This is a genomic window from Mycobacteroides franklinii, assembly GCF_001853795.1.
In the GTDB taxonomy this organism is placed as follows: domain Bacteria; phylum Actinomycetota; class Actinomycetes; order Mycobacteriales; family Mycobacteriaceae; genus Mycobacterium; species Mycobacterium franklinii.
This window is the reverse complement of record NZ_MLIK01000024.1, coordinates 82,119-107,902: the sequence shown is the minus strand read 5'-3', so window position 1 is coordinate 107,902 and position 25,784 is coordinate 82,119. Positions and strand designations below refer to the sequence as shown.

23 protein-coding genes and 4 tRNA genes are annotated in these 25,784 nt (G+C 63.7%); 11 read left to right on the top strand and 16 right to left on the bottom strand.

What is annotated here, in order from left to right; all coding sequences use genetic code 11:
• The first annotated feature begins 60 nt into the window (after window positions 1–60).
• Window positions 61–1,113 carry an alpha/beta fold hydrolase gene (locus BKG76_RS19940; protein WP_070939465.1) on the top strand — a complete coding sequence of 351 codons (1,053 nt, stop codon included), beginning with the start codon at window positions 61–63 and terminating at the stop codon, window positions 1,111–1,113.
• Between the two features lie 88 nt (window positions 1,114–1,201).
• Here BKG76_RS19940 and BKG76_RS19935 read toward each other — a convergent pair whose 3' ends face one another.
• Window positions 1,202–1,513 (bottom strand): DUF3349 domain-containing protein, encoded by a 312-nt coding sequence (locus tag BKG76_RS19935; protein WP_070939464.1) that lies wholly within the window; start codon window positions 1,511–1,513, stop codon window positions 1,202–1,204.
• Window positions 1,514–1,686: 173 nt separating this feature from the next.
• On the opposite strand from BKG76_RS19935, the gene phoU reads away from it, so the two are divergent.
• Entirely contained in the window at window positions 1,687–2,343 is a 657-nt protein-coding gene (gene phoU, locus BKG76_RS19930) for a phosphate signaling complex protein PhoU (RefSeq protein WP_070939463.1), read from the top strand.
• A gap of 543 nt (window positions 2,344–2,886) precedes the next feature.
• Here phoU and BKG76_RS19925 read toward each other — a convergent pair.
• Window positions 2,887–3,099: a CsbD family protein gene (locus tag BKG76_RS19925; RefSeq protein ID WP_070939462.1), complete on the bottom strand. Its 213-nt coding sequence runs from the start codon at window positions 3,097–3,099 to the stop codon at window positions 2,887–2,889.
• 210 nt (window positions 3,100–3,309) lie between these two features.
• Between BKG76_RS19925 and BKG76_RS24930 the strand changes: the two genes are divergently transcribed.
• Together BKG76_RS24930 and BKG76_RS19920 are read left to right on the top strand one after the other, a co-directional pair.
• Window positions 3,310–3,465, top strand: coding sequence for a hypothetical protein (locus BKG76_RS24930; RefSeq protein ID WP_109420918.1), 156 nt, complete (start codon window positions 3,310–3,312; stop codon window positions 3,463–3,465).
• A gap of 137 nt (window positions 3,466–3,602) precedes the next feature.
• Entirely contained in the window at window positions 3,603–4,766 is a 1,164-nt protein-coding gene (locus BKG76_RS19920) for an AI-2E family transporter (protein WP_236737614.1), read from the top strand.
• 419 nt (window positions 4,767–5,185) lie between these two features.
• Here the strand turns inward: BKG76_RS19920 and BKG76_RS19915 are convergent.
• Window positions 5,186–5,260, bottom strand: a tRNA-Val gene (locus BKG76_RS19915).
• Window positions 5,261–5,427: 167 nt separating this feature from the next.
• Here BKG76_RS19915 and BKG76_RS19910 point away from each other — a divergent pair.
• From BKG76_RS19910 to BKG76_RS19900, 3 genes are all read left to right on the top strand, one after another.
• Window positions 5,428–5,500 (top strand) — tRNA-Gly (locus BKG76_RS19910).
• 25 nt (window positions 5,501–5,525) lie between these two features.
• Window positions 5,526–5,599: transfer RNA gene (locus tag BKG76_RS19905), tRNA-Cys, on the top strand.
• Window positions 5,600–5,608: 9 nt separating this feature from the next.
• Window positions 5,609–5,683, top strand: a tRNA-Val gene (locus BKG76_RS19900).
• Window positions 5,684–5,796: 113 nt separating this feature from the next.
• On the opposite strand, the gene BKG76_RS19895 is transcribed toward BKG76_RS19900, so the two are convergent.
• The 6 genes from BKG76_RS19895 to BKG76_RS19870 form a co-directional block, all read right to left on the bottom strand.
• Window positions 5,797–6,621 carry a carbon-nitrogen hydrolase family protein gene (locus BKG76_RS19895; protein ID WP_070939461.1) on the bottom strand — a complete coding sequence of 275 codons (825 nt, stop codon included), beginning with the start codon at window positions 6,619–6,621 and terminating at the stop codon, window positions 5,797–5,799.
• A 53-nt stretch (window positions 6,622–6,674) separates the two neighbouring features.
• Window positions 6,675–8,159: an FAD-binding oxidoreductase gene (locus tag BKG76_RS19890; RefSeq protein ID WP_083338144.1), complete on the bottom strand. Its 1,485-nt coding sequence runs from the start codon at window positions 8,157–8,159 to the stop codon at window positions 6,675–6,677.
• A gap of 124 nt (window positions 8,160–8,283) precedes the next feature.
• Window positions 8,284–9,354, bottom strand: coding sequence for an XdhC family protein (locus tag BKG76_RS19885; protein WP_070939459.1), 1,071 nt, complete (start codon window positions 9,352–9,354; stop codon window positions 8,284–8,286).
• On the bottom strand, window positions 9,351–12,059 hold the full coding sequence (locus tag BKG76_RS19880; protein ID WP_070939458.1) for a molybdopterin-dependent oxidoreductase: 2,709 nt from the start codon (window positions 12,057–12,059) through the stop codon (window positions 9,351–9,353). The genes BKG76_RS19885 and BKG76_RS19880 overlap by 4 nt, the downstream gene beginning before the upstream one ends.
• Window positions 12,056–12,868: an FAD binding domain-containing protein gene (locus BKG76_RS19875; protein ID WP_070939457.1), complete on the bottom strand. Its 813-nt coding sequence runs from the start codon at window positions 12,866–12,868 to the stop codon at window positions 12,056–12,058. The genes BKG76_RS19880 and BKG76_RS19875 overlap by 4 nt, the downstream gene beginning before the upstream one ends.
• A complete protein-coding gene (locus tag BKG76_RS19870) occupies window positions 12,868–14,223 on the bottom strand; it encodes an 8-oxoguanine deaminase (RefSeq protein WP_236737625.1) in 1,356 nt (451 codons plus the stop codon). The genes BKG76_RS19875 and BKG76_RS19870 overlap by 1 nt, the downstream gene beginning before the upstream one ends.
• A gap of 98 nt (window positions 14,224–14,321) precedes the next feature.
• Here BKG76_RS19870 and BKG76_RS19865 point away from each other — a divergent pair, with 98 nt between their 5' ends.
• Complete coding sequence (locus tag BKG76_RS19865; protein WP_070939994.1) at window positions 14,322–15,710, top strand: amidohydrolase family protein; 1,389 nt, start codon at window positions 14,322–14,324, stop codon at window positions 15,708–15,710.
• On the opposite strand, the gene pucL is transcribed toward BKG76_RS19865, so the two are convergent.
• The 5 genes from pucL to BKG76_RS19840 form a co-directional block, all read right to left on the bottom strand.
• Window positions 15,707–16,615, bottom strand: a complete 909-nt coding sequence (gene pucL / locus BKG76_RS19860) for a factor-independent urate hydroxylase (protein WP_070939456.1) — start codon at window positions 16,613–16,615, stop codon at window positions 15,707–15,709. The two genes, BKG76_RS19865 and pucL, sit on opposite strands and share 4 nt — an antisense overlap.
• A 14-nt stretch (window positions 16,616–16,629) precedes the next feature.
• Window positions 16,630–16,953: a hydroxyisourate hydrolase gene (gene uraH, locus BKG76_RS19855; protein WP_070939455.1), complete on the bottom strand. Its 324-nt coding sequence runs from the start codon at window positions 16,951–16,953 to the stop codon at window positions 16,630–16,632.
• The gene (gene uraD, locus BKG76_RS19850; RefSeq protein ID WP_070939454.1) at window positions 16,950–17,492 is read right to left on the bottom strand and encodes a 2-oxo-4-hydroxy-4-carboxy-5-ureidoimidazoline decarboxylase; all 543 of its coding nucleotides are present in this window, start codon (window positions 17,490–17,492) and stop codon (window positions 16,950–16,952) included. The genes uraH and uraD overlap by 4 nt, the downstream gene beginning before the upstream one ends.
• Window positions 17,479–19,431 (bottom strand): solute carrier family 23 protein, encoded by a 1,953-nt coding sequence (locus BKG76_RS19845; protein WP_070939453.1) that lies wholly within the window; start codon window positions 19,429–19,431, stop codon window positions 17,479–17,481. Before BKG76_RS19845 ends, uraD begins: the two co-directional genes overlap by 14 nt.
• A 119-nt stretch (window positions 19,432–19,550) precedes the next feature.
• Window positions 19,551–20,261, bottom strand: coding sequence for a GntR family transcriptional regulator (locus BKG76_RS19840; RefSeq protein ID WP_070939452.1), 711 nt, complete (start codon window positions 20,259–20,261; stop codon window positions 19,551–19,553).
• Window positions 20,262–20,418: 157 nt separating this feature from the next.
• On the opposite strand from BKG76_RS19840, the gene BKG76_RS19835 reads away from it, so the two are divergent.
• Complete coding sequence (locus tag BKG76_RS19835; RefSeq protein ID WP_070939993.1) at window positions 20,419–21,159, top strand: aspartate/glutamate racemase family protein; 741 nt, start codon at window positions 20,419–20,421, stop codon at window positions 21,157–21,159.
• On the opposite strand, the gene puuE is transcribed toward BKG76_RS19835, so the two are convergent.
• Entirely contained in the window at window positions 21,114–22,079 is a 966-nt protein-coding gene (gene puuE, locus BKG76_RS19830; RefSeq protein ID WP_109420964.1) for an allantoinase PuuE, read from the bottom strand. The genes BKG76_RS19835 and puuE overlap by 46 nt on opposite strands.
• 168 nt (window positions 22,080–22,247) lie before the next feature.
• Here puuE and BKG76_RS19825 point away from each other — a divergent pair, with 168 nt between their 5' ends.
• The gene (locus tag BKG76_RS19825) at window positions 22,248–23,789 is read left to right on the top strand and encodes an NCS1 family nucleobase:cation symporter-1 (RefSeq protein ID WP_070939450.1); all 1,542 of its coding nucleotides are present in this window, start codon (window positions 22,248–22,250) and stop codon (window positions 23,787–23,789) included.
• Here the strand turns inward: BKG76_RS19825 and BKG76_RS19820 are convergent.
• The gene (locus BKG76_RS19820; RefSeq protein WP_083338143.1) at window positions 23,753–24,343 is read right to left on the bottom strand and encodes a nucleotidyltransferase family protein; all 591 of its coding nucleotides are present in this window, start codon (window positions 24,341–24,343) and stop codon (window positions 23,753–23,755) included. The genes BKG76_RS19825 and BKG76_RS19820 overlap by 37 nt on opposite strands.
• 74 nt (window positions 24,344–24,417) lie before the next feature.
• On the opposite strand from BKG76_RS19820, the gene dctA reads away from it, so the two are divergent.
• Entirely contained in the window at window positions 24,418–25,779 is a 1,362-nt protein-coding gene (gene dctA, locus BKG76_RS19815) for a C4-dicarboxylate transporter DctA (RefSeq protein WP_070939992.1), read from the top strand.
• Window positions 25,780–25,784 lie beyond the last annotated feature (5 nt).

The window sequence follows — 25,784 nt, the reverse complement described above, 5'->3', positions numbered from 1 at the left end:
TTTTGGTGAACCAACCAATGGTCCGGGCAGTGACAACAAGAATGAGGGCGCGAACTACCTATGGTCTCGATTCCGGTGTCGGCGAGAAACTTGTTCTCCATTACTTTCGGCGACGGCGTGCGCCCACCCCGGCCGACCAGCCATGTTTCGCTGTTCGACGAACCGCATCGCCAGTTGCGCCGTTACGGCACCGACGATCCGCGCGAATCCAGCGCCGTCCCCGTCCTCTTGGTTCCGCCGCTGGCCGCATCGGCGACGTGCTACGACCTTGCCCCGGGCCAGTCGCTGGTGGCGCACCTGCTCGAGCAAGGCCGCACACCTTACGTCGTTGACTATGGTGAGATCGGTTGGGCGGATAGATATCTGGGCCTTGAGTCCTTCTTCGCCGATATCATTCCGCAGGCCATCGAGCGGGTACTCATCGATTCCGGACAGCCACAGCTCGACCTGATCGGATGGAGTCTCGGCGGCACCCTGAGTCTTTTGACGGCCGCGGCCAACCGCGAATTGCCGATCCGCTCAATCGTTGCTATCGGTACCCCGTTGGATTACGGACAAATCCCGGGATATCCCGAGGCGCGCCGAATCACCAAGCCCACCAACGGCTATGCGGTCACCACGGTGCTGCGGGCACTCGGCGGTATTCCTGCTCCGGTAGTACAGGCCGCCTACCGCGCCACCTCGTGGGACCGTGAAATCAAACGCCCCTGGTTTCTCCTGAACAATCTGGACAACACCGAAGCTTTGGCCAAGGCCGAGGTGATCGACCGCTTTCAGGACGCCTTCCCGGGCTATCCGGGGCGGGCGGTGTCGCAGATGTGGGGCCGATTCATCTATCACGATGAGATCGCCGTAGGCGTCGTCAATGTCGCGGGTTACACCCTGGATCTGACGGCACTGACGCTGCCGATCCAGCTATTCGGCAGCCACCGTGATGCCATCGCGCCCTGGCAGTGCGTGCACAACGGCGTCGCCATGCTCAAGTCGGCGGACGTTCGGTTCACCACGGTGGAGGCGAGCCATCTCGGACTGGTGGCATTGTCGGCCGGCGTCAACGAGACGTGGCCGGCCATCGACGACTTTCTGGCCGAGCTGGATCTCTTATCCCGATGATGCGAGTAAGCTCGGCTCGCCCGGCGTAACCACTCTATGAGAGCGGCGAATCGCCATGTCTCACCCTCGAACTGAGGTAGGCAGGTATCTACGACGGAGGCAGTCTGAACTCGTCAGCAACCGGCCAACCGATCGATGCGAGTTGAGCCGTCACGCGATCGATGTCCTGGGGTTCCGGCATATCGTCGGTCATTTTTGTGACGGCCACGCGGATGTCGCCGCCGTCGACCAGCAGGCGGCCGTGAGTCGCAAGTTCGTTAGCGACAGTGACGATCTCGTCGTCTGTGAGACGCCGCTTGAGGAGCGCCAATAGCGGGATGTAGTCAGTAGAGGGAACCCCGTTGGGATACCCGGCACGCAGGAACTTCACGATTCGGGCCAGTACATCAGGCAACGCCATGTCGCACCTCGCCATCCGGATCCTGGGCGGAACCGCCTCGCTACCCATATCTGCTGGTCAGGATACCCGCTTTGGCCAGTTTCACACGGGTGCGAGTAGACACGCGAGGAACGGTTCACCGGGTATCCACCAGAGGCGTTGGCCGCGGGCATAGAGGCTTCTAGAGTTCAGGCATGCGCACGGTCTTTCACCAGCAGCTCGATGCCCTACATGCGGGTATTGCTCATGCATGCGGATTAGCTGGACATGCGATGGAATGTGCAACCGCCGCACTGCTGCAAGCCGACTTGTTCCTGGCCGAGGAGGTGTTCGCCGAGCACGATCACATCGTGAATCTGGCTTCTCGGACCGAAGGAGATGCATTCGTGTTGCTGGCCCGCCAGGCTCCGGTCGCAGGAGATCTGCGCGCGGTGGTAGCGGCATTGAAGAACGTCGCCGATGTTGACCGGATGGCCTCGCTGGCGCTGCATGTGGCCAAGACTGCCCGCCGACGCCACCCGGCCCATGCGTTACCCGAGGATGTCCGCGAAGTGTTCTCCGAGATGGGCCACATCGCTGTCACGATCGGCAACAGCGCTAAAACAGTTCTGCTCGAAAGTGATCCGGAGAAGGCACAACAATTGGGCCGTGACGACGAAGCAATGAACCGGCTCCATCAACACCTGTTCACGGTTCTAGCCGATCCGCATTGGGCGTACGGAACAGCGACCGCAGTGGATGTGACCTTGCTGGGCCGCTTCTACGAACGTTTCGCTGACCACGCGGTAGAGATCGGGCGCCGAGTCATCTACCAGAACACGGGAAGTACTGCCCGCGCCGGGAAGGACTAGGAGCCTTGCTGCGCCTCATCCTCGGTCCGTGCCCTGTGATCCGTTGCATCGCACGCACGCAGCACGCAGGTTCTCTGGGGCCAACACGAGATCGGGTCGGCGCGACGTGGGCTGCCCTTGTCCCCCAAGGCGGCTCAGTCCGTGCAGATCCCGTCCATACTGGATGCCGACAGCGATAGCGTTCCGGCTGCCCAAGCATGCCCGGGGACCAGGGGTGGCACCACTTCCGTTCGACACGATGTCCGAAATGGCCAAAAAGGTCTCAACTGCCGACGATTCCGTCGAGTTCGGGAGCGACGGAATCACTTACGAAAGAGATCTTGCGTCAAAGAATGTCGAGAAGCCACGCACCCAGCTGTCTTTTTGGCATTGCAGATCGAGGTACGCCTGGCGGGCCGGCGTCCGATCTGTCACCACTCGTTCAGTGAAAATCGTGCAGCACCGGGGAGGAGCTTTCGCTCACGGCCCAAAGCGCTCTCGCGAAACCGATCTAGGCATGTCGACAATTCACGACCCGACCGGCACTGCTCCTGCGCCTTTGAGTTAGTCGTTTCCGGTCAGCTTGTCTTTGATCGTGTCGACACCTTCTTTGACCTTGTCGGCCGCTTCGGAAATTTTCTGCTTAATGGAGGCGATGCCCTGGTCTGCCTGCCCCTCGGCCTTCAGGTCGTCATCATCAGTGGCGGCGCCGGCAGCCTCCTTGGCGCGGCCTTTGAGGTCATCGAATTTGTTCTTGACGTCGTCATCAATTCCCATGTCTTGCAACTCTTCTCGTCATAGTTGAAATATTCGGCACTCGCCTGCGGAGGAGCCAGAATCGACATCCACGGATTGGGCATCCTTCCCTCGCACTACACCGACACTACGCGAAAAGTAGCTCTAAAATTCTACGTTCCGCAACATAGTTTATGGCGTACACTATGTTTTACCGGGCGTAACACCGCCTTTAAAATAAGGAGTTTCCTTATGATCATCTTGGGTATCGTGTTGGCGATCTTGGGATATTTTTTGGCAATCCCCATCCTGGAAACAGTGGGCGGCATCCTCGTACTCGTTGGCGCCGTCTTGTGGATTTTGGGGGCGACAGGGCGGCCGGTAGCAGGCCGCAAAGTGTGGTTCTGAATTTTTCGAACCGCGGCATGCCTGGCAGTCAGGCCTGTTCACAGCAGCGGCCTGCTGCAAAAGAGGCCGCCCGCTGAGTCGGCCGAACGCACCCACAGATCCTCACGGGGCGTTGTAGCTGATGAAGGAGGTGACTCGTGGGCGCAAACGGCGACATACCTCTTGCAGCAAGCAGTGACAAGAACCAGGCAACGGCTACAGATTCGATTGCAGAAGCCGAAACTGCGGCCGCAGCAATGCAAACCGAGGACAGCCCTCACGGCCAACTGGGACCGAAGTTCAATCGAGGGTCCCCATTTTTCTTCGGAATGATCGCGACCGCCGGTGTTGCGACAACGTACGCGGCCGTTCACGTAGTACTCGCTGCCGGATCGGTACTGATGTTGATTGCTGGATCATTCTTCCTGGCGCTCGGGCTCGAACCTGCAGTTTCGTGGCTAGTAGCCCATCGCTTGCCCCGCTGGCTCGCCACCACGACTGTGTTCCTGGTGGTTCTGGCCGTAATAGCGGCTTTCGTCGCCGCAGCGATCCCGCCGTTATCTCAGCAGGCTAGCCAGCTGATCGATCAAGCCCCCCACTACATTCAGCAGGCCCAAAGCCATTCATCCACCATCGGAAAGCTCAATGATCGCTTTCACATCCAGCAGCGAATCGCCGAGACGGTCAACGGATCTGGAACCTCAATGCTCAACGGAGTGGTCACGGCCAGCTCTGTGGTGTTCGGCGCCCTCGCCGACACCCTCATCGTGGTGGTACTAACGGTTTACCTTCTGGCCGACTTTCCCCGCATACGAGCGACCCTGTACCGCTTGGCACCTCAAAGTCGCCGCCCACGCGTGATACTCATCGGCGACGACGTGTTCACCAAAGTAGGTGCGTACGTGCTAGGTAACCTCGTAATCTCCGTAATCGCCGGGACTGCGACAGCAGTGTGGCTGGCAGCTTTCGGTGTGCCGTATCCACTGCTGCTCGGTATCTTTGTAGCTTTGCTGGACTTGGTGCCGGTCGTCGGCTCGACAATCGCAGGTATCGTGGTTTGCGCAGTGGCACTAACGGTTTCACTGCCGGTGTGCATAACCACCGCAGCCTTCTTTGTAGTGTTCCGCCTCGCCGAAGACTACCTGCTAGTGCCGCGAATCATCGGTCGCGTCGTCGAAGTACCCGCACTGGTGACCGTGATCGCAGTACTGGTCGGCGCCGCACTACTGGGGGTATTCGGTGCACTCATAGCCATCCCCCTCGCCGCCGCGTTACAACTGATCGCACAGGAAGTACTGTTCCCCCGTCTCGACACCAGCTGACCACAACTCGAATCTAAGCCTGGAAAATGGCATCTGCTGTGTGCTCCGGCCCACACGAAAAGAGCGGTGCAGAAGGCGAAGTTGGAATCGCCGACCGGATCTTCACCCTCGGTGAGGATTTCGTGAGCGAGCAACCGCACGATTTCTCCTGGGGACGATTTCGCAGAGTTGTGATCGCGATTCGGGCGGCCAGACCGATGGCGCGGTCGACGTCAGGCAGGTATACGTCGGCACGTGCGGCTCAGGTGAACAACGAAACGAACATGCGTGGTTCACAGGGAAACGCGATGACGGCTTTGTGTGGCGGTGGTCCTCACCGCCGGGCGGGCGACAAGTGCCACTGCAGTGAGCAGGCCGGGTAGAAGGCCCAGATTGGGCCACAACCGGGTCATTTGTTAGGTCTTCTACCTATGTCTTTCTGGTGGTCCCGGCTGGGTTCGAACCAGCGACCCCTCGCGTGTGAGGCGAGTGCTCTTCCGCTGAGCTACGAGACCGTGTATCGGTCGTGGAGGCTGACCGATCGAGGTGAAAGGCTAGCACGAGCCGCCGGAAACACCGTAGTCCGGCGGCTTAGAGGCCGCTCACGCAAGGGATTTGTGAATAAACCTCCCGTTCGACTACTGTTTCAATTCGCACCGGATGACGATCTCATCCGTTGCGCGCGGATGTAGCGCAGTTGGTAGCGCATCACCTTGCCAAGGTGAGGGTCGCGGGTTCGAATCCCGTCATCCGCTCGAAGGGTGGACAGTCATCCCTAGCGGTGGAGTGGCCGAGTGGTGAGGCAACGGCCTGCAAAGCCGTGCACACGGGTTCGATTCCCGTCTCCACCTCCATAAAGACCCGCGCGATTAGCTCAGCGGGAGAGCGCTTCCCTGACACGGAAGAGGTCACTGGTTCAATCCCAGTATCGCGCACCACAGTTTTCGCAGGTAGAGGCATTGCAGAGATGCATTGCACGATCCCCTCCTCCCCCGCTGGCGGGAGTCTCACCAGATGACGACCAATCCCGCGTGGACCGCGCTTGCTTCGGTCACCGATTGTGCGAAAAACCGTCCGTCGTCGGGGCAACCAGAGGCGAATTCAGATCAGGACGCAGATCGGCCAGGTAAGGGTTGGCCTCTTGCGCTTGCCGCACCACCTCCGTGTCGATCTCGGCGATGATCGTGCCGTTCCCCGATTCGATGCGGTCAAGTACACCCCCGTCGGGACCGACGATGCTGCTGCGTCCGACATAGGTCGTCGCGTTCTCGACGCCGTCGTGGTTGATATACGCCACATAAATCTGGTTCTCCCAGGCGCGGGCCCGGATCACCACGTCGGCGACAAATGCGAAGGGCGTCATCTGAGCCGTCGGCACCGCGAGCAGATGCGCCCCCGCAAGGGCGCTCATCCGGACATTCTCGGGGAACTCGACGTCGTAACAAATCATCACGCCGATGTTGACGCCGCGGTACTGCACCACGGTGGCCGGCTGGCTTCCTGGCGTGAAGTACGCACGATCTATCTCGCCGAACAGGTGAGTCTTTTGGTGCCGCCCACGCACCGCGCCCCGGTCGTCGATGAAGACAGCGTTGTTGTACAGCGCCCCGGCCGCGTCATATTCGGCCAGCCCCACGACGATGGCGATCCTGTTCCGTTCGGCGATGGAGCAGACCGCGTCGAGATGATCGGCGCGCACAAGTTCCCGTAAGCGATCTCCGATGTCGTATCCGGTCACGAACAGCTCGGGCGTGATGAGTAGATCTGCCTGTCCCGTTAGTCTTTTCGCGACCTGATCGAGCTCGGCAAGGTTGGCCTCCGGGTTGGCGGGATTTCCGGCAGTCTGCAGGCCCGCGACTCTTAGTTTCGTGGAAATGACAAACCTCCGGCTGACACGGCGTTCTCACCACTGTGAGGCACACGCGCCTCTCACGCATCCGGGACAACGAAATTACGGACGCTGACCGCGCACCCACGGCAGCGAGGCGGCTCTAGTCGACTAGGAACGCCTCGGTGGGACAGCTCGGCGAGCGTGGAGTCCGGTAGTTGGAGTTGACGGGCTTGTGCGCGGGATATCGAGGCCGGGATTGCGTGCGTGAAGCTGAAGGTGCTGTTCGGGTCGTAGCGGTGTTTGATCTGAACCAATCTGGCATAGCTGTCGCGGTATAGCCGGTGCGGCCGCGATTCGATGTCGGTGTTGGTCCAGTTGAGATAGGCACCGCAGGCGTACGGCTGCATCAGTTCGTAGAGGCCGCTGACCCATGCGATGCAGGCGTCATCCTCGCGTACGTCGGTCCAGTCGGATCGGATGAGCATCAGCTGCTGCATCTGGCCGTGAGCGAACGATTGCATTCCCCGAGCGGCGGCGGTTGCGAGTTCTGCCCCACCGGGAAGACACCACACAAACGAATTACCCGGCGCTCCGGTATGCCAATCACGAAGTATGCGCATGAGATTCCGGTCCAGTGGTCGGTCAAAGAACGGCGATGCGGTCACCGCCCGCGTGCCGACGCCAAATGACTCACCGCCAATCTTCTCCAGTAGCGCCGCCATGGCGGCAACAAATGTTGTTGGCGTTATTTGCCTTTCACTCGGCGGCGGTACCGACTCGAGTAGCGGCTCCAACAAATCTTCGAGTTGTTCAGGAGTGCCCGGAAAGATGCCGGCCACATCGATGCGGTTGGCCGACGTTGTCGGCCACATCACCAGCAGCGGCGTCAGCCGACTATCGGCGGTCGGCGCCCACTGCTGCCACGCTCCATATACGTCCTCGAACTGACTCCAGGGCCACGACAATCGGTACCAAACAGCGGCAGATAGCGGCGTCATCCGCAGCGTGAAATCGGTGATGATGCCGAAGTTGCCTCCACCGGCGCCAAGACAAGCCCAGTACAAGTCCGGGTGACTGTCGGGCGTCACCCGGTGGATCTCGCCTTGTGCGTCAACCAGGTCGAATGAGACGACGTTGTGAGCCAGTGCGCCCAGCCAGCGCGTCAGTCCGCCCAGTCCCCCGCCGGTGATCAAACCGCCCATACCCACCGAACGACCTACCCCGCCCGGTATTACCCGGTCGATCTGACCTAGCACTTCATAGACGTCGTGCAGATGTGCGCCAGCACCAACCCTGACATTCGTGCGTTCAGCGCCGATGTCAACGGTGTTCAGATCTCTGAGGTCGATAACGATGCCGTCCGCAATCCCCGAGAAGCCGTCTACTGAATGTCCACCCGAGCGGATTCGAAACGGTATTCCCCGCTCTTGCGTCTCCAACAGAGCCGCAGCCACCTCGTCGGTGCTGGCCGGAAACACAATCTCCAGGGGGTCCGCGTGAAATCGCCGGTTCCATCCACGACACAGAGCTTCGAACTCACGATCGGACCGAGTGATCCGCCTGAGAATACGAGCAGCTGGCATGGGACTCCCTCACCGGGGCTGAAACCGTATAGAACACAACGAGTATGACAGTTCATCAACTCGCACACGCCAAAACCAACACCACACCCCTGTTTCGTCATACCTCCGGGTACGCCCGTGCCCCTTATCGGTGGATCGGCCCGTCGAGGTCATTCAAGGCGCGCCCGGAACCTCCGGCGGTTTCGGCGATGATCTGTGCCGCAATGGATATCGCGGTCTCCTCGGGTGTTCGGGCGTTGAGATCCAGGCCCAGCGGGCTGCGCAGCCGCCGCAGCTGATCGTCGGTCATGCCCTCCTCACGCAGGCGCGCCAACCGATCTGTGTGGGTGCGCCGTGAACCCAGTGCGCCGACAAATGCCACCGGCGCCCTCAGCGCCGCCGCCAACATCGGGACATCGAACTTCGGATCGTGGGTCAGCACGCACACCACGGTGCGCCCATCGACACGCCCGGCCGCCGCCTCGGCGCACAGATACCGGTGTGGCCAGTCGACCACCACCTCCTGTGCGTGGGGGAATCGTGCCGGGGTCGCGAATACCTCGCGGGCATCGACGACCGTCACCCGGTAGCCGAGCTGGCTGCCGGTGCGGCTCAGGGCCCGCACAAAGGCGTTGGCCCCCGCCAGGATCATCCGCGGTGGGGCCGCGAATGCTTGTACGAACACCCGTGGCAGGGCGGATTGATCTGGCTCGCAGCGGTCGGCGCCCGCCATCGCGCTGCGGCCCGCCCGCACCAGTGATGCGATATCGCCGTCGATCGCAGGCCACGGCGACGGTTCGCCCGGGCGCGCCAGCGCCCAGTCGGGCACCCCCGACAGTGTGCTCACCAAAGCCAGCGGCTCCCCCGCGTCAAGCCCGTACCGTAACTCGTGTAGCAGCGGTAGTTGTTCGGCACCAACGCGTTCGGTGACGATTTCGATCTCGCCTCCGCAGGTGAGGCCCGGCGCGAACCCATCGTCGACGCCGAACCCCTCGCTGACACACATTCCGGTTTCCATGACCTCACGCGCGGTCTCGATGATCGCCGCTTCCACGCATCCACCGGACAGTGATCCGATGACCGCTCCATCGGCTGTCACGATCATCGCCGCGCCGGGCTCCCGCGGAACCGCGCCACTGACCTCCACGACGCGGGCCAGCGCAACGCGGCACGTACTGTCCAGCAGAGCAATGAGATCGTCGAGTATGTCTTTCACGATGACGCTCCTTCCGTGGACTCGTTGATGGCCTGCCACACTCGCGCGGCATTCATCGGCAGGCGGTGCATCCGTACACCGACGGCATCGCGGATGGCATTGGCCAGCGCGGGCGCCACCGGGTTGTACGGGGACTCGCTCATCGACTTGGCCCCGAGCGGCCCGAGGGTGTCATAGGTGTCGGCGAAGTAGACCTCGGTCTCGGGCAGGTCCACTGACCGCGGAATGTGGTAGTTACGCAGCGTCGTGGTGCTGACGAGGCCATCGTGCACCAGGATCTCTTCGTACAGCGCCGAGCCGATTGCCTGGGCGACACCACCTTCCACCTGTCCGCGGCATTGTTGCGGGTTGATGACCACTCCGGCATCGGCGGTTTGCACCGACTGCAGGATGCGCACCGTGCCGGTTTGTGGATGGACACCGACACGAAATGCCTGGACGTTGAAGGCAACCGACCGTGGCGTGCCCTCGTGGCGGCCCACCGCTGCCAGCGGGAGCGCCGCCGAGCGTGCGATATCGGCCAAGCTCAACAGATCCTCGCCGATTCGCACGCCGTCCCGTTCTAGCACACACCGCGATTCCGGCACCGCCAGTTTCGCCGCGGCGAACCGAATGATCTTGTCACGCAGTATTTCAGCCGCGCGATATACGGCCAGGCCGGCGACGGTGGTCCCGGCCGAGCCGAAGGCACCCGTGTCGTGGCCCACCTCGTCGGTATCGGCCTGGCGAATGTCGATCTGGTCCGGGGCACACCCCAGCACGGCAGCGGCGAGTTGTGCGTGCACGGTCGTGGTGCCGTTGCCGAATTCAGCCGACCCCACCGAGATCCGGTAGCGGCCCCGCTCGTCCAGCGTGGCGCGGGCATCGGCCACGTGCCCACGCGGGGGCACGGTCGCGATCATGGCCATCGCCATACCCTCGCCCACCTGCCAGCCCGCGGGTAGGTCCGACCCGTTGCGCGCCGGGTCCTCAGCACCGCCTGCGAGCGCATTCTGTGCCAGGTCCAAGCACTGGTCGAGCCCGTAGCTGCCGAACCCCAGGTCGTCCTCCTCCACTTCCCAGCTGACAAAGCGGTCCCCCGGCACGACCGCGTTGCGACGCCGGAACTCGAACGGGTCGATGCCAAGTTCGCGCGCCAATTCATCAAGGGCTGATTCGATCCCGAACAGCACCTGACCCAGCCCATAGCCGCGGAACGCACCGGACGGGATGTTGTTGGTGTACACCGCCTGCGCATCGACTCGTTTATTGGCACAACGGTATTGGGCCATGGATTCGTTACAGCCATGGAACATGACACCCACGCTGTGATTTCCATAGGCACCGGCATCGGAGAGCACGTCGACCGCCAGCGCCGTCAACACACCATCTCTACCCGCTGCCGCGGTGACATTCACCCGCATGGGATGGCGGCATGGGGCGATGGTGAACTGGTCGCTGCGGGTGAATTCGTAGACCGCCGGCGCACCCGTGGCGCGCACCGCCAGCAGCACCAGATCCTCGGTGAGCATCTCCTGCTTGGCGCCGAACCCACCACCGACCCGCGGTGCGAACACCCGGACCTGTTCGCGCGCAAGGCCAAACACATGACAGAGCTCATCGCGCACCAGGAATGGCACTTGACTGCTGGTGCGCAGGACATAGCGTCCACGCTCGTCCTGCCAACCCACTGATCCGTGGGTCTCCAGGTGAACATGCTGTACCCGAGCGGTGTGCCAGCTGCCGCTGACCACGGCACCCGATTCCCTGGCTCGGTCTACGGCCGTCGCGATATCACCGACCTCACCGTGCACCTCGGCCACCAAGTTGCGTGCGGGGTCGGCGATTCGGGCACCGGGGCCCTTGTCACCGTGCACCAGATGCGCTCCGGGCTGCTGCGCCAGTGCCGAATCGAATACCGCCGGCAGTACCTCGTACTCGACGTCGATGTGCTCCAGTGCGCGGTGCGCGATGGTTGGTGAGTCCGCCACCACGGCCGCGACCCGCTGGCCCGCGAACCTCAGCACACGGTCGAAAACCAGTGTGTCGTCGGGGTCGTCGGCGCGCTCATGGTGGCGAGCGGTGGAGAAGGGCACCCCGGGATCGTCGCGGTAGCAGAGCACCGCGCGAACCCCCGGTAAGCCGAGGGCCCTGTCCGTATCGATCCGGCTGATGCGGGCCGACGGGTGCGGGCTGCCCAGTACCGCGATATGTCCCACACCGAGAGGTAACTGGTCCATGGTGTACGGCTCGGTGCCGGTGACCACCCGCGCGGCGGCCGGGGCACTGACGGTGCCCGGTGGCGGCGCGACACCACAGATGGCTGCGCGAATGGGCCGGTAACCGGTGCACCTGCACAGATTGCCTTTCAGCGCGTTACCCAGATCTTCAGTCTGCTCCGATGTAAGAGTGGCCGCCGTCAATACCATTCCAGCGGTACAGAATCCGCATTGGAAACCGGCATGATCGATGAAGCCGCGCTGCATCGCATGCAGGGTGCACTCATCTCCCAGGCCCCGGACGGTGAGGATCTCTGCCTCGGTGACACGGTGCGCGGGAACGATGCACGAATGCTGTGACGCCCCGTTCACCAGCACCGTGCAGGCGCCACAGTCACCGGCGTCGCAGCCCTTCTTGACCTCGATGTGCCCGTGCTCGCGCAGGAATGTACGCAGACACTGCCCGGGCCGCGGGCTGGCATCGATGATCTGGCCGTTGACCTTCATGAGCGCCCACCCGTCAGCTCCTCGGTGACCTCGCGGGCCAGCTGTGCGGTGACCGCGCGGCGCCACTGAGCGGTGCCGTGGGCGTCGGTGTGGAACTGTGCATCGGGAATCGCCGCAGCAGCCTGCACAGCGTGCTCGGCGTCGGCAGGTACCCGCAACACGATCGGTCTGCGGGTGGCCGCGGTGATACCCAGCACAATGCCTGCGCCGTCGAGCCTTCCGGTGACGAGCGCACCGGAGCGCCCCAAAGCCGAGTAGGCGATCTTGCGCAGCGCCGCTGGCTGCGACAATGCGACCGAGGAAAAGGTGATGGCGCGCAAGACATCACCGGGGTGTAACACCGTCTCGTTGATGTCTGTCACGAATTCGGTGATGTCGCAACGCTCGTCGGTGCCGTCACGTCGCCAGATGAGCAGCTCGGCATCGAGGGCGGCGCACAGCGAGATCATGGCTCCCGCGGGCAGACCCAGGCAGATATTGCCGCCGACCGTCGCCGTGCGCCAGATCTTGAACGAGGCCAGCAGGGCACGCGCGCACTGCCCGAAAAGGGCGGTGGCTCTCCAGTGCGGAGGGTACGGGGCGTTGATGAGCCGTTCGATGCTGCAGGTGGCGGCCACCTCCAGACCCTCGGTATCGACCACTACGTCGGGCCACCGCATGCCGGTCAGGTCCACCAGACGCCGCAGCCCGGGCTGCGGCTCACTCATCAGCCAGGTGCCGCCCGCCAGCACCGCGTCCTGTGCCCCGAGGCCGCTGAGGTCAGCGCGGTCCCGGGGAATCAGCACCGAGTCGATGGCGTGCAGATCCATCAGCGCACCCTGCTCATCAATCCATGATGCGCCGCCTCGACGGCAGCGGCGACCCGGTCGGTATCCACGGTGAGCATCTCCCCGTTCCTGACCACAGGTCTGCCGTCGACCCACGAATACTTGATCGGCGGTACCGCGCCCAGCACCAAGGCGGCCACCGGATCGTCGATTCCGCTGTGGCTCAGCGTGCTCAGATCCCACAGCACCAGATCCGCGCACTTACCCACCTCGATCGAGCCGATCTCGTCGGCGCGGCCCAGCAGGCGGGCACCCCCGAGCGTCGCCAGCTCGAGTGCGGTCCGCGTGCTCAGCGCGGTAGGACCTCCGACCGCGCGTGCCAGCAGCAGCGCCTGGTGCGCCTCGTCCAACAGCCGCCCCGACTCGTTGGAGGCCGCACCGTCCACCCCGAGACCCACCGGCACCCCCGCCGCCAGCAGCTCCCGGGTGCGGGCGATACCCGCACCCAGCCGCCCGTTCGAGGTCGGGCAGTGCGCGATGCCGGTTCCAGTGCCGGCCAGCCGGGCGATGGCCGCGTCATCGAGGTGGATGCCGTGCGCGAACCACACGTCGGGGCCCAGCCAGCCCAGCTGCTCCATGTAGTCGAGCGGGCTACAGCCAAAACGATCGGCGCAATATCTACCCTCGTCCTCGGTTTCCGCCAGGTGGGTGTGCAACCGCACCCCATGCTCGCGGGCCAACAGCGCGGACTGACGCAACAGCTCCCCGCTCACCGAGAAGGGCGAACAGGGCGCTAAACCGATGCGGACCATGGAACCCGGCGTCGGGTCATGCCACCGCGCGATGGCGGCGGCACTGGCGTCCAGGGCGGTATCGATCGACTCCACCAGGTTGTCGGGCGGCAGGCCTCCGGCAGACCGTCCCAAATCCATCGACCCGCGGGTGGGATCGAACCGCAGCCCGACCTCCCGCGCCGCGGCGATCTCAGCCTCCAACAGATCGCCTGCCCCGGAGGGAAATACGTAATGGTGGTCGGTGGTGGTGGTGCATCCCGACAACGCCAGCCAGCTCAGCGCGCCCTGGGCCGCCACATGCAGACCGTCCGCATCGATGCCCTCCCACACCGGATACAGCGCGGTAAGCCATTGGAACAGCGTGTGGTCGGCCGCCAGCCCGCGGGTGATCCACTGATACAGGTGATGATGTGTGTTGACCAATCCCGGTGTGAGCAGGCAGCCTCTGCCATCCACGCGTTCAACATCCGGCAACCCCCGCCACGCGTTGTGCTCGTCCGCGCTCAGCACGGCTGCGATGCGGTCGCCCTCGACGACCACCGTCGCACCGTCGAGCTCTCGCCGGACGGGATCGAGGGTGGCCGTGAATACGTTCTCGATCAAGGTGATTGAGCTCATCGGCCGCACTCGCTGCCGTACCTCGGGCTGCGGATAGGACATGTGGTGTGCACTATGGTGCGATGCACCCGATTGCGGCCACCGTGTACCGCGGCCACATCTTCCACATCTCCGGGTCCCCCACGGTGGTCGACGCGGCCACGCATCTGCGGTCGGTTCCCGACGGCGCACTGGCGGTCAGCGCCGATGGTGTGATCGCCTATTGCGGCCCGTATGCGACTCTGCCCCAGCCGTATTCCACGTGGCCCATCCACGATCATCGCGGCGGGTTCCTGCTGCCCGGATTCATCGATACCCATATGCACTTCCCGCAGGTGTACTGCACCGATTCCTATGGCGGCGGCCAGCTGTTGGAATGGCTCGAGCGCTGCATCTTTCCGGCAGAGGCCCGCTTGGCCGACCCCGTGCTGGCGCAGCGCGCGGCCGCAGCGTTCTGCCGCCGCCGAATCGCCGCAGGCACCACCGCCGCGATGGTGATGGGCTCGGCCTTCCCACAGGCGCAGGAGGCGTTGTTCACCGCGACCCGTGCGGCGGGCTTGCGGCTGGTCAGCGGCCGCGGTGTGCAGACCGTGGGCCCCGAGAGCGCCCAACCTCTGCTCACCACGACAGAGCGCGCAATTGAGCTGTGCTCCACGGAAATCGAGAACTGGCACGGGGACACGCTCACCGATGTCGCGGTGGTGCCCCGGTTCTCGCTGTCCGTCACCGCCGACACCCTGGCAGCCCTCGGCGAACTCTACGACGGCGTGCGGGCCGACGGTGTCTACTTCCATTCCCACCTCAATGAGAACGCCCGGCCGGGCACCGGCGAGGTGGACACCACCCTGACCGCGTATGGGGTCAAGAGCTACCTGGATACCTATGACGGTCATTTTCTGGCCGGCTCCCGCAAGGGCGGCGCAACTCTGTTGGGCCGCAGGAGCATTCTGGCGCACGCCGTGCACTGCCAAGACGCGGAACTGGCCCGCCTGGCAGAGACGGGCAGTTCCATCGCGCATTGCCCCACCTCACAGCTGTTCCTGGGGTCGGGCACCATGCCGTGGCGTCGGACCGTCGCCAGCGGGGTCAACATCGCGCTGGGCACCGATGTGGGCGGCGGCGATGAATGGCTGTTGACCCGCGTGCTGAACGATTGTTTCAAAGTCCACATGTCCGAACCGGCGTCGGCGGCGGTGTCGCTGCATCCGGCCGAGCTGTTATTCACCGCGACGCTTGCGGGTGCGCGCGCACTCGACCGGGAGGACACCTTCGGCAATCTGGACGCGGGCAAGGACGCGGATTTTCTGATCATCGAGCCGGACCGATGGGAACCCTTGGCCGACAGTCTGTCCCACGGCGTCAGATCCGATGATGAGCAGCTGGCGGCCGAACAGACATTATTTCGACTGTTGATGGGGCTGCGAGAACCCGCCATCAGCTCCGTGCTGGTGCGGGGGTGCGATCTCACCGGCTACCTCGACGGCGACCGCTAGACCAACCACGACAGATGCGGGGACCATGCCGGTCCGGCATCCGGGGCATCGTCTCGGGTCACGGTGGCCTGTATCAGCCCGTACGGACGATCGTCGGCATGAAAGACCTCGTTCGGATTCTCCAATCCGAAAGGCGATAAGTCATAGACGAAGTGGTGCTTGTTCGGCGCGGAGAGCCGGACCTCCGCGATCGACGGGTACGTCTCCAGGATCGCCTTGCCGATCTCATACAACGTCTGCTGCAGCGCAAGCGAATGTACGGTGGCGAACCGTTCCAGAATGATCGCCTTCACCCCGAGATATGTTTCATCCCAGTTGATGTCGGTATCGACAAAACGCCACTTGGCCACCAGCGAGGTAGCCATCACCCGATCCGAGGTCGGCTGCAAGATGGTGTACTTGTCCTCGAAGAAGTCGTGGAACTCCGAACCGGTCGACTTCAACACGACGAGGTCCTTGAGCCCGCCGATCACCCATGTCCGCTGCTGGGCGCCGACACCGTCCACGGTGATCTCGGCGGTGCGTACCTCCTGGCCCTTGCGAACCCAGGTGTGGTCGTGTTCGCGTCCCCCGACAACGACTCGCTCCCAGGCATACTCGTCAATCTCGATACGCGCCCCGGTGACCGGCTCGTATTCATCCACGAAGTGGTGTGCCAGATCCAGACCGTACTGCTCGATGGTCTCGATGCCCTTCTCCTTGGCATAGGCGTAGATGGTCTGCTTCTGACTGTCGGTGGGCAGTACCTTGCGCTGGTCCCCGTCGGTATACGCCGCGGCGAAATCTCCCCGCAGTGCGCTGCCCACGTTCAGGTCTTTGATTTCGTGGCGTGGCCTATCGCGATAGATCCGTACCACGCGGTTCTCGGCCTTGCCGTACTGGTTGCCTCCGAGGACGATTCCCATTGATGCTTCCTTTCTCAGCTGCCGCGATAGGTCGAATAGGCGTACGGACTCAGCAGCAGCGGGACATGCAGGTGCCCCGTACCGTCCGCCTCGAAGCTGATGACCACTTCCGGATAGAAGCCCTCGATCGCGTTATCGCTGAACCAGGTTCCGGTATCGAACACCAGCCGGTATCGCCCGGCAGCCAATACCGACCCGGCAAGTTCCGCAATCCGCCCGTCGGAATCGGTTGTCCCGCTTGCTAGCTCAGATCCGGTGGCATCCAGCAGCGTCACCCGCACGCCCCGCGCCGGTCGACCCGTCACCGCGTCCAGAACATGGGTGCTCAGACCCGTCACAATTCATCCTCCGTCTCGACATCGTCGGCGTGCCTGCCCGCCGGACTGAGCATCCGTGCCAGGCGGCTGCGGTTGATCTTGCCCAACTCCATTCTCATGACCCGGCGTTCGTTCTGCGGATCGTTCTTGAGCCGTTCCTCCAAGATCGCCAGCAGTTCCTCGGCGGGCCGACCGTTCGCGAACACCAGGTACACGTAACCGAACCGCTTCTCGTACTCGGTGTTGCGTTCCCGTAGCCGATCCAGGATCGCGGTATCGGCACCCGTCACACCCGACTGCTCGCGGCGCGAGGCCGCATTGTCGGCCCGCTCCCCGATCCGCGGGTGACCGTCGAGCGCCTCGTCCAGGTCGGCATCGGTAAGTTCGGCCAGGATCAGGTCTGCCCGGTTGAACAGAGCCTCCTGGTCACGGAAGGGCCGCCCGGCCGCCACTCGTAAAGCCCAAATTCGCGATGAGCAGCACTCGTACAGCCAGTGGATCGCCTGGGTATCGCTGAGCTCGTTGAAACTCTCGATTCCCCGCCAGTCAACGCGCCGCATGGAAGTCCTCGTAACGCCCGAAACGTGCCGCGGTGATGGGGTTGGCGTCGGCCACCAAGTCATCGAACCGGTAGTTGGCGATCTTCGCGATCTCGATGAGCGCGAAGGAACGCTCACTCGTGGTGGAATTCTCCATGCGGCTCCACCCGTTGCGCAGCAGCCGCTCATAGCGCTCGGTCTCGCGCGCACAGATCACCAGCGGGAAACCGAAATGCTCGCGGTAGGCATTGGCCAGGCTCACCACGTTGTTCAGCTCACTCTCGTCGAGAGTCTGCAAAATAGTGTGGTCGACCGCCGCCATCTCTCCAGCTTCGTCCTCGGCGCCCAGATCCGGGAAAGATCTGATGAGTTCGAGCTGTTCCTCGTCGCTGCCGGTAAGCATCGCCTCCTGGAAAGCGCTGCGCAGATCGTGAGCGTCGGCGAAGGGCCGCTGCCGGTAGGCACGGTCTACCACCCAGTTCACGTTCTGGACCAGACCTCCGAAGGTATGCCGAAACTGTTCGAGAGTCATCTCGTTGACCTGCGCGAGCCGAATGGTGCCGCCCCCGGCCACCGCCACGCCACGGCTGCCGGTGTGGAAGAACAACAGGTTCAAGATGATTGCGGTGATAGCACCCATGGTGATGCCGGTGCTGAACGGGATCTGCAGCAGTCCCGGTACGGCCTGGTCAATTCCGGGCAGTGCGGGAACCGCGATGCTGCGCCCCTGCTCCAGGACCGTCGACGGTCCCGAGGACTGGGAGAACTGCACATACATCCCCATGGCCAACGAGGTGCTGGCGATGATCAAGTTGCGATGGTCGTTGAAGTCCACCTTGCCCAGTGTCTGAATACCGACCACGGCCACCGTCGCGAACAGCGTCATGGCGGCCCCGCCCAACACCGGCGCCGGGATGGACTCCACGATCTTGGCGGTCTTGGGCAGCACACCCAAGACCATCATGATCACCCCGGCGGCCGCTACCACCCAACGGCTCTTGACACCGGTGAGCCGCACCAGCCCGACATTCTCCGAGAACGCGGTATAGGGAAAGGAGTTGAAGGTGCCGCCGATCATGGTGGCAATGCCGTCGGCACGGACCGTTGCGGCGATGTCCGCTCCGCGCACCCTCTTACCGACGATCTCCGCGGTGGCGAAGACCGCGCCGGTGGATTCGACCGCGGTCACCAACAGCACCACGATCAGCGATACCACCGCGATGACATCGAAGCGCGGCGCGCCGAACGCGAACGGTGAGGTGAAACCGATCCATGCCGCCTCACCTACCCGGGTGAAATCGGTGTCGCCGGCAAGCCAGGCAGTGGCGGTACCGGCCACCAGGCCCAGGAGCACGGCGATGGTGCTCCAAAAGCCCCGGAAGAATCGCTGCATCAACACGATCGCCGCGATGGTGCCCACGGCGTACAGGAGCCAACGCCCATTGCCCGGATCGTGCGCGGCCACCGGGCTGTGCGGGTTACGGACGGCGTCGCCGATACCCACCGGCAGCAGTGATACGCCGATGATCGTGATGACCGAGCCGGTCACGATCGGCGGAAAGAACCGGATGAGGCGGGCGAAGAACGGGGCGATGAGGAAGGTGAACGCTCCCGCGGCGATCACGGCGCCGTACACGGTCAGCAGTCCCACCCGGCCCCCACCGTGATCGTTGGCGATCTTGATCACCGGCGCCAGGGTGGCGAAGGTGACCCCCTGCAGCAGGGGCAGCCGCACACCGATCTTCCAGAATCCGACCGCCTGCAGGATCGAGGCGATGCCGCAGGTGAACAGGTCGGCGGTGATCAACATCGTCAACGCCTCGGCGTCCAAACCGATCGCGCGCGCGATGAGCAGGGGTACCAACACCGCGCCGGCATAGAACGCGATCACGTGCTGGATACCCAGCGTGATGAGCTTGCCCGCGGAGGGCACCTCGTCGACGGGATGGACCTTCCTCATCACGGACCTCCCTGCCTCGGTGCAGCCGCCCAGACCCGCCGGACGCGCAAAGCGACGCTAGAGCGATCGTGTTGCCGCCAGGTTGCCGGGTGCCTATATTTTCCCGTGATCCTACGTCGTCACGCTTCGGCGACCACATCCAATTGTCCTGCGGCAGCGACTATCACCGATTCCAAGCGGTCGTGGTGGGTGGCCGCGACGGCCAGTAGGGCCTCGGTATCGCGACGTGCCACTGCTGTGATCATCGCCTCATGATCGACATGTAACTGCAGCTGATCTGACGCGGACACTGTCCGCATCACCTGGAACGGCTCGGTCAGATTCCACGTGGCCTCGAACATGTGCAGCAAGCGGTGCATGCCGCAGGGCAGCACAAGGGCACGGTGAAAACGCCGGGAATGCAGGTGAAATGCCCGCGCGTCGCCCTCGACGGTCGCCTGCTGCAGCAGCTCGTGTTCGGCGAGCGCGCGGTCCAGGTCCTCGGGCGTTGCGAGCGTCACGGCCTGTGCGAGCGCGGCACGCTCGAGAACGCCTCGGGTGAAATAGATCTCACGAAGCTCCGGCAGCGTGAGCTGGGCTACCCGATATCCCCCGTTGGCACGGTGGTCGACAAGTCCTTCGGCGACAAGGGTCTTGAGCGCTTCCCGCACCGGGATGGGGCTGATTTGGTAGGTGTCGGCCACCTCACCGATGGGGATCATCGAACCCGGCGGCGCGGCGCCGTCGAGGATGGCGCGGCGCAATCCATCGAGCACGCTCGTCTGATCATGCCCGGACCGGGTGGCGCGCAGCTCGTTGATCAGCCTTCGGTAGCGGAACGTGCGTGACATTCGCCCTCCATCGCCGTCGGCCAGACCCTGATCTTGTCAGTGGTAGCGCCTGGCCGCCATCGCTGGCGACACAGAGTTAACGCGAACGTTTCATTGCGGGATGCCCGGTGAGGGCACGATCACCCGCACCGCCGGTCACCGACGTACCCTGTCGGCCATGCGCATACGCGTGATCAACCCCAACACCACCCAGGCCATGACGAAGGCCATCGGCGCGGTGGCGCAATCGGCGGCCTGGCCGGGGACGAGCATCACGACGGTCAATCCCGCGATGGGACCGGTCTCGATCGAGAGCCACTACGACGAGGCGTTGAGCGTGCCCGGTGTGCTGGCCGAGATCCGCCGCGCCGAATCCGAAGGCGCCGAAGGGTATGTGCTCGCGTGCTTCGGCGATCCCGGCCTCGACGCCTCGCGGGAACTGGCCACCGGCCCCGTGCTCGGTATCGCGGAGGCAGCCATGCACATGGCCAGTCACCTCGGCAGGGGCTTCAGTGTGGTCACCACATTGGAACGTACCGCGGGACGCGCGTGGGACCTGGCCGAACGCTATGGGATGTCACGCTTTTGCCGAGGGGTACACGGTTGCGACATTGCGGTGCTGGACTTGGAACGCAATCCGCGAACCCGAGAAATTCTCGTTGAGCACTGCCGCCGCGCAGCCGACGATGACGGCAGCGATGTGATCGTGCTGGGTTGCGCGGGGATGGCCAGTCTATGCCGGGATATCTCGTCGGAAATCGGATTACCGGTGATCGATGGGGTGGCCGCCGCGGTGAACCTGGTGCAGTCGTTGGTGTCGATGGGCCTGCGCAAATCGGGGCAGGGTGAGTTCGCCGCCCCGCCCATCAAACGCTATGCCGGACTGCTCGATTCGTTTGGATCTGTGCCGGCGGGGTGAACTGTGCGCCAATGCTCGGCGATGTCGATGCGTTTGGCGATCCACACACCGTCATGGGCCTGCACATGGTCGAGAAATCGTTCGAGCGCAACGGTGCGCGCCGGGCGGCCCACCAGCCGGCAGTGCAGACCGACCGACAGCATCTTCGGGCTGCCCGCCTCCCCCTCGGAATACAGGCAGTCGAAAGCATCCCGCAGATGCGTGAAAAATTGTTCACCACTGGGGAATCCGGCGGCCGAGGCAAACCGCATGTCATTGGTGTCCAGGGTGTAGGGCACCACCAAGTGTTGGGCCACACCCCCACCGGCAGACACCCGCACCCAGTACGGCAGGTCATCGGCGTAGGAGTCCGAATCGTAAGCGAATCCGCCGTGCTCGACCACCAGCTGCCGGGTCTGCGGGGAATCCCGCCCGGTGTACCAACCCAGCGGGGTCGCGCCGGTCAGGTCACGCAGGATCTGTACCGCCTGCGCCATGTGCTCACGCTCGATATCCGGCGACACCAGCTGGTAGGACTGCCAGCGCAGCCCATGACAGGCAATTTCGTGCCCAAGCTCACCGAATGCGGCCACCGCCTCCGGATTGCGCCGTAGCGCCTGCGCCACCGCGAAGATCGTCAGCGGCAGACCGCGGCGCTCGAAGACACGCAACACCCGCCAGAGCCCTGCACGCGAACCGTACTCGTACAACGACTCCATGCTCATGTGCCGATTGGGGAACGCTTCGGCCGGGACCATCTCCGACAGGAACGTCTCCGAGGCCACCGACCCATCCAGAACGTTATTCTCGGCGCCTTCTTCGTAATTGAGCACAAACTGCACCGCGATCCGCGCGTCGCCAGGCCACCGCGGGTGCGGTGGCCTGCGCCCGTAGCCCACCATGTCGCGGGGTTCCGCCGGTCCAGTCTCGTGAGGAGCCATCGTGGGCACGATAGTAGGCCGCCCCGCATCACCGCATCGAATCGCCTTCCAGCGGAGGAATTCCGAGTCGGGAAAATATTCTTTCCGTGCAACACGGCGGCAACACCGGCCGCTTAGCTTCGGGTGTCACCAGCATTTCCGGCTGGCCGACAATTCGCAGGAGGTTGCGTGACCGGCGTACTCACGGCTGATGCCATCGCCCCGCCCAGCGGGCATGGTGCCGCAGGCGCCAGCGTGATCAAACCCGGGTACGACCCGGCACTGACCAACGACGACCTGGCGCCGCTGCGCACACAGACGTGGACCGGCTACAACTTCTTCGCGTTCTGGATGTCCGATGTCCACAGCGTCGGCGGCTACGTCTTCGCGGGAAGCCTTTTCGCGCTGGGCATCTCGGCCTGGCAGGTGCTGCTGGCGCTGGCAATCGGCATCGTGGCCGTGTACTGGTTGTGCAACCTGGTGGCGCGGCCGTCCCAGCAGGCCGGTGTGCCGTACCCGGTGGCGGCACGGATCGCGTTCGGTGTGCGTGGCGCCAATCTGCCCGCCGTGATTCGGGGCGCTATCGCCGTCGCCTGGTATGGAATTCAAACCTATTTGGCCTCATCGGCCTTCGTGGTGCTGGCGGTAAAATTCGAGCCCTCCCTGAGTCGCTACGGCAATGCCGACGACTACGGATTTCTGGGTTTGTCACTGCTCGGCTGGGCCGGCTTCCTGCTGATGTGGGTGCTGCAGGCCGCCGTCTTCTGGAACGGCATGGAAGCCATCAGGCGGTTCATCGACTTCTGCGGGCCCGCGGTGTACGTCGTGATGCTGGCCCTGGCCGTCTACCTGATCGCCGAGGCCGGCTGGCAGAACGTGCATTTCAACCTGTCCTCGGGTGAGCCCAAGACTGGCCTCGCCGCGGCGGCAGCAGTGCTGAGCGCGATCGCGCTGGTCGTTTCCTATTTCTCGGGGCCCATGCTCAACTTCGGCGACTTCTCGCGGTATGGGCGCAGTTTCGACGAGGTCAAGCGCGGCAATTTCCTGGGATTGCCGTTGAATTTCCTGTTCTTCGCGGTGCTGGTGGTGTGCACGGTGTCCGCGGGAGCAACAGTGATCGGCCACGGCCCGGATGGCACCGTCATCACCGACCCGGTGCTGATCGTGGACAAAATCGACAACACCACCGCGGCAGTGCTGGGAGTCCTCACCTTTGCGATCGCCACCGTCGGGATCAACATCGTGGCCAATTTCGTCTCGCCCGCATTCGATTTCTCCAACCTCGCGCCGACACGGATCAGCTGGCGGGCCGGGGGCATGATCGCGGCGGTTGGTTCGATTCTGATCACCCCCTGGAATCTCTACAACAACCCGGACACCATCCACTACACGCTGGACATGCTGGGCGCCGTCATCGGCCCATTGTTCGGAATCCTCATCGCCGACTTCTACTTCGTGCGCGGGCGCACCATTGAGGTCGACGACCTGTTCACCCTCTCCCCTGAGGGCGCCTACTACTACCGAGGCGGCATCAACCCGGTGGCGGTCGCCGCGACGCTCGTCGGTGCGCTGATCGCTATCGCAATGGTCGTCTGGGGCAGCGCATACATGGCGAGCTTCACCTGGTTCCTTGGCGCGGGAATCGGCTTCGGGATCTATCTGCTGGGTATGCGACACGTACCGCCGCACCTGATCTACGGCCAGTCCCGGTCCACGCCGTCACTGAGGTGATCGCACGGCACCTCGATCACATCGGTACGTGCGGCCAGGTACGGTCCGGCTCCCTGGTCGCCTGCCAGCGCGCCCAGCACCAGGCCGAAATGTTCCGAACCGATGTACACAGGATGGCCGGGCCTGCCCCCGAAGGTCGCACGGACAAGTGCCACCCGACGGCGCCCGACGGCTCGCAACACGGCACGCACCGCCTCCGGCCCTACCGATGGCAGGTCCACCAAATGGATGACGATCCCCGCCACGTCCGTTCGCGAGCGCACACGTTCGAGCACCGCCCGCACCGACTGCGATACACCGTCCTGCCATCGATCAACGTCGATACTCTGTGCGGGCAAAGGCATCTCGGCCCGCGCAGCGCCCTGCGTCACGTAGATCTCATCGCAGCCGCCACGGTCCAGCGCCGCGACAGCCAGTTCGAGCCAGCGTCCGTTCTCGGCGAGGATCTTGGGCATGCCGTAGCGGGTGCCGGCTCCGGCCGCGAGTACCGCACCGACAACGACGTCCGCCGTGGTACGGGACGCTGCGGATGGCATGACCCTATCGAACCTCATGAACGCAGCCCGCGTAATACGTGCTGCATCCCGCGTTCACATTCGTTAAACAGGCCGTCGTTACGGTCGCGCGCATGACGGCCGCGATCGAGGTACCCGCCAGCGAGATGGTGCGCTTAGCGAGTAAGCCGCCCTGGTACCGGTCGCTGTTCCTCCAGCTGCTGGTGGCCATCGTCGCGGGCGTGATCATTGGCTGGCAGTGGCCGGCCTTCGGCGCCGATCTGCGTCCCCTCGCCGACGGTTTCATCAAGCTGATCAAGATGTTGATCGCACCGATCATCTTCTGCACGGTGGTGCTCGGCATCGCGCACGTCGGGGATCTCAAGTCCGTCGGCCGGATCGGCATCAAGGCCCTCGTCTACTTCGAGGCGGTCACCACCTTCGCGCTACTGTTCGGCCTGCTCGTCGGCAACCTCGCCAAACCTGGGGCGGGGTTTCATATCGACGCCGGGACGCTGGCCACCGGCGCCGATGCCATCGCCAAGAAAACCAACAACGGGGAGCTGCCACACACCGTCGAGTTCCTGCTCGGCATCATTCCTTCCTCCATCGTCTCGGCCTTCGCCGAGAACGCCCTGCTGCAGGTGTTGTTCTTCGCGGTGCTGTTCGGTCTGGCACTGGCCAAGTTCGGCGAATCGGGGCCACCGGTGGTGTTCGAATTCATCGACCAACTCAGTCACATCTTCTTCACCGTCATCGGGTGGATCATGCGGCTGGCGCCGCTGGGGGCGCTCGGTGCGATGGCCTACATCGTGGGCCAGTACGGCATCGGCTCGTTGAGCAGCTACGGCAAGCTCATCGCAGCCTGTTATGCGGCCGCGTTGCTGTTCATCGGCGTTCTTGCGGTCATCGCGCGACTCTTCGCAGGAGTGAATCTCTGGAAATTCGTTGTCTACATCAAGGACGAACTATTTCTGGCCCTCGGCACAGCCTCCACCGAGGTGGTGTTGCCGCGCATCATGACCAAGCTGAACCATGCGGGCTGTTCGAAGACGACGACGGGACTTGTCATCCCCACCGGCTACTCCTTCAATCTCGATGGGGCCACCCTGTACCTGTCGATATGCGTGCTCTTCCTCGCCCAGGCACTGGGGGTCAATCTGACCATCGGCGAACAGATCACTGCCGTGCTGGTGCTGATGCTGACATCCAAAGGCATGGCAGGCGTGCCGGGTTCGTCATTCCTGGCGCTCTCCGCGACCGTTGCCGCCATAGGCCACGGCGCCATCCCGGTGGCCGCCGTGGCTCTGCTACTGGGCGCCGACAGGATCATGGACTCGATGCGGGTCTCGGTGAACCTGCTGGGCAATTGCGTGGCGACGCTGGTCGTGGCCCATTGGGAGGGTCAACTGGACCAGGACCGCATGCACAAGGTTCTCGCTGGTGAAGCGCCCGAGTCCGAGTCCGACGAGGAGTCCGCCGCTGCACACGATTGAGCGCT

Excerpts from the sequence above, each read along its gene's own strand:
- BKG76_RS19835 (WP_070939993.1), top strand. The coding sequence starts at position 20,419 with ATGCGCATACGCGTGATCAACCCCAACACCACCCAGGCCATGACGAAG.
- BKG76_RS19890 (WP_083338144.1), bottom strand. The coding sequence starts at position 8,159 with ATGCCAGCTGCTCGTATTCTCAGGCGGATCACTCGGTCCGATCGTGAG.
- BKG76_RS24930 (WP_109420918.1), top strand. The coding sequence starts at position 3,310 with ATGATCATCTTGGGTATCGTGTTGGCGATCTTGGGATATTTTTTGGCA.
- BKG76_RS19875 (WP_070939457.1), bottom strand. The coding sequence starts at position 12,868 with ATGGATCTGCACGCCATCGACTCGGTGCTGATTCCCCGGGACCGCGCT.
- dctA (WP_070939992.1), top strand. The coding sequence starts at position 24,418 with ATGACGGCCGCGATCGAGGTACCCGCCAGCGAGATGGTGCGCTTAGCG.
- BKG76_RS19880 (WP_070939458.1), bottom strand. The coding sequence starts at position 12,059 with ATGAAGGTCAACGGCCAGATCATCGATGCCAGCCCGCGGCCCGGGCAG.
- BKG76_RS19840 (WP_070939452.1), bottom strand. The coding sequence starts at position 20,261 with ATGTCACGCACGTTCCGCTACCGAAGGCTGATCAACGAGCTGCGCGCC.
- BKG76_RS19820 (WP_083338143.1), bottom strand. The coding sequence starts at position 24,343 with ATGAGGTTCGATAGGGTCATGCCATCCGCAGCGTCCCGTACCACGGCG.
- uraD (WP_070939454.1), bottom strand. The coding sequence starts at position 17,492 with ATGCGGCGCGTTGACTGGCGGGGAATCGAGAGTTTCAACGAGCTCAGC.
- BKG76_RS19935 (WP_070939464.1), bottom strand. The coding sequence starts at position 1,513 with ATGGCGTTGCCTGATGTACTGGCCCGAATCGTGAAGTTCCTGCGTGCC.
- BKG76_RS19845 (WP_070939453.1), bottom strand. The coding sequence starts at position 19,431 with ATGAGGAAGGTCCATCCCGTCGACGAGGTGCCCTCCGCGGGCAAGCTC.
- puuE (WP_109420964.1), bottom strand. The coding sequence starts at position 22,079 with ATGGCTCCTCACGAGACTGGACCGGCGGAACCCCGCGACATGGTGGGC.
- BKG76_RS19925 (WP_070939462.1), bottom strand. The coding sequence starts at position 3,099 with ATGGGAATTGATGACGACGTCAAGAACAAATTCGATGACCTCAAAGGC.
- phoU (WP_070939463.1), top strand. The coding sequence starts at position 1,687 with ATGCGCACGGTCTTTCACCAGCAGCTCGATGCCCTACATGCGGGTATT.
- BKG76_RS19940 (WP_070939465.1), top strand. The coding sequence starts at position 61 with ATGGTCTCGATTCCGGTGTCGGCGAGAAACTTGTTCTCCATTACTTTC.
- pucL (WP_070939456.1), bottom strand. The coding sequence starts at position 16,615 with ATGGGAATCGTCCTCGGAGGCAACCAGTACGGCAAGGCCGAGAACCGC.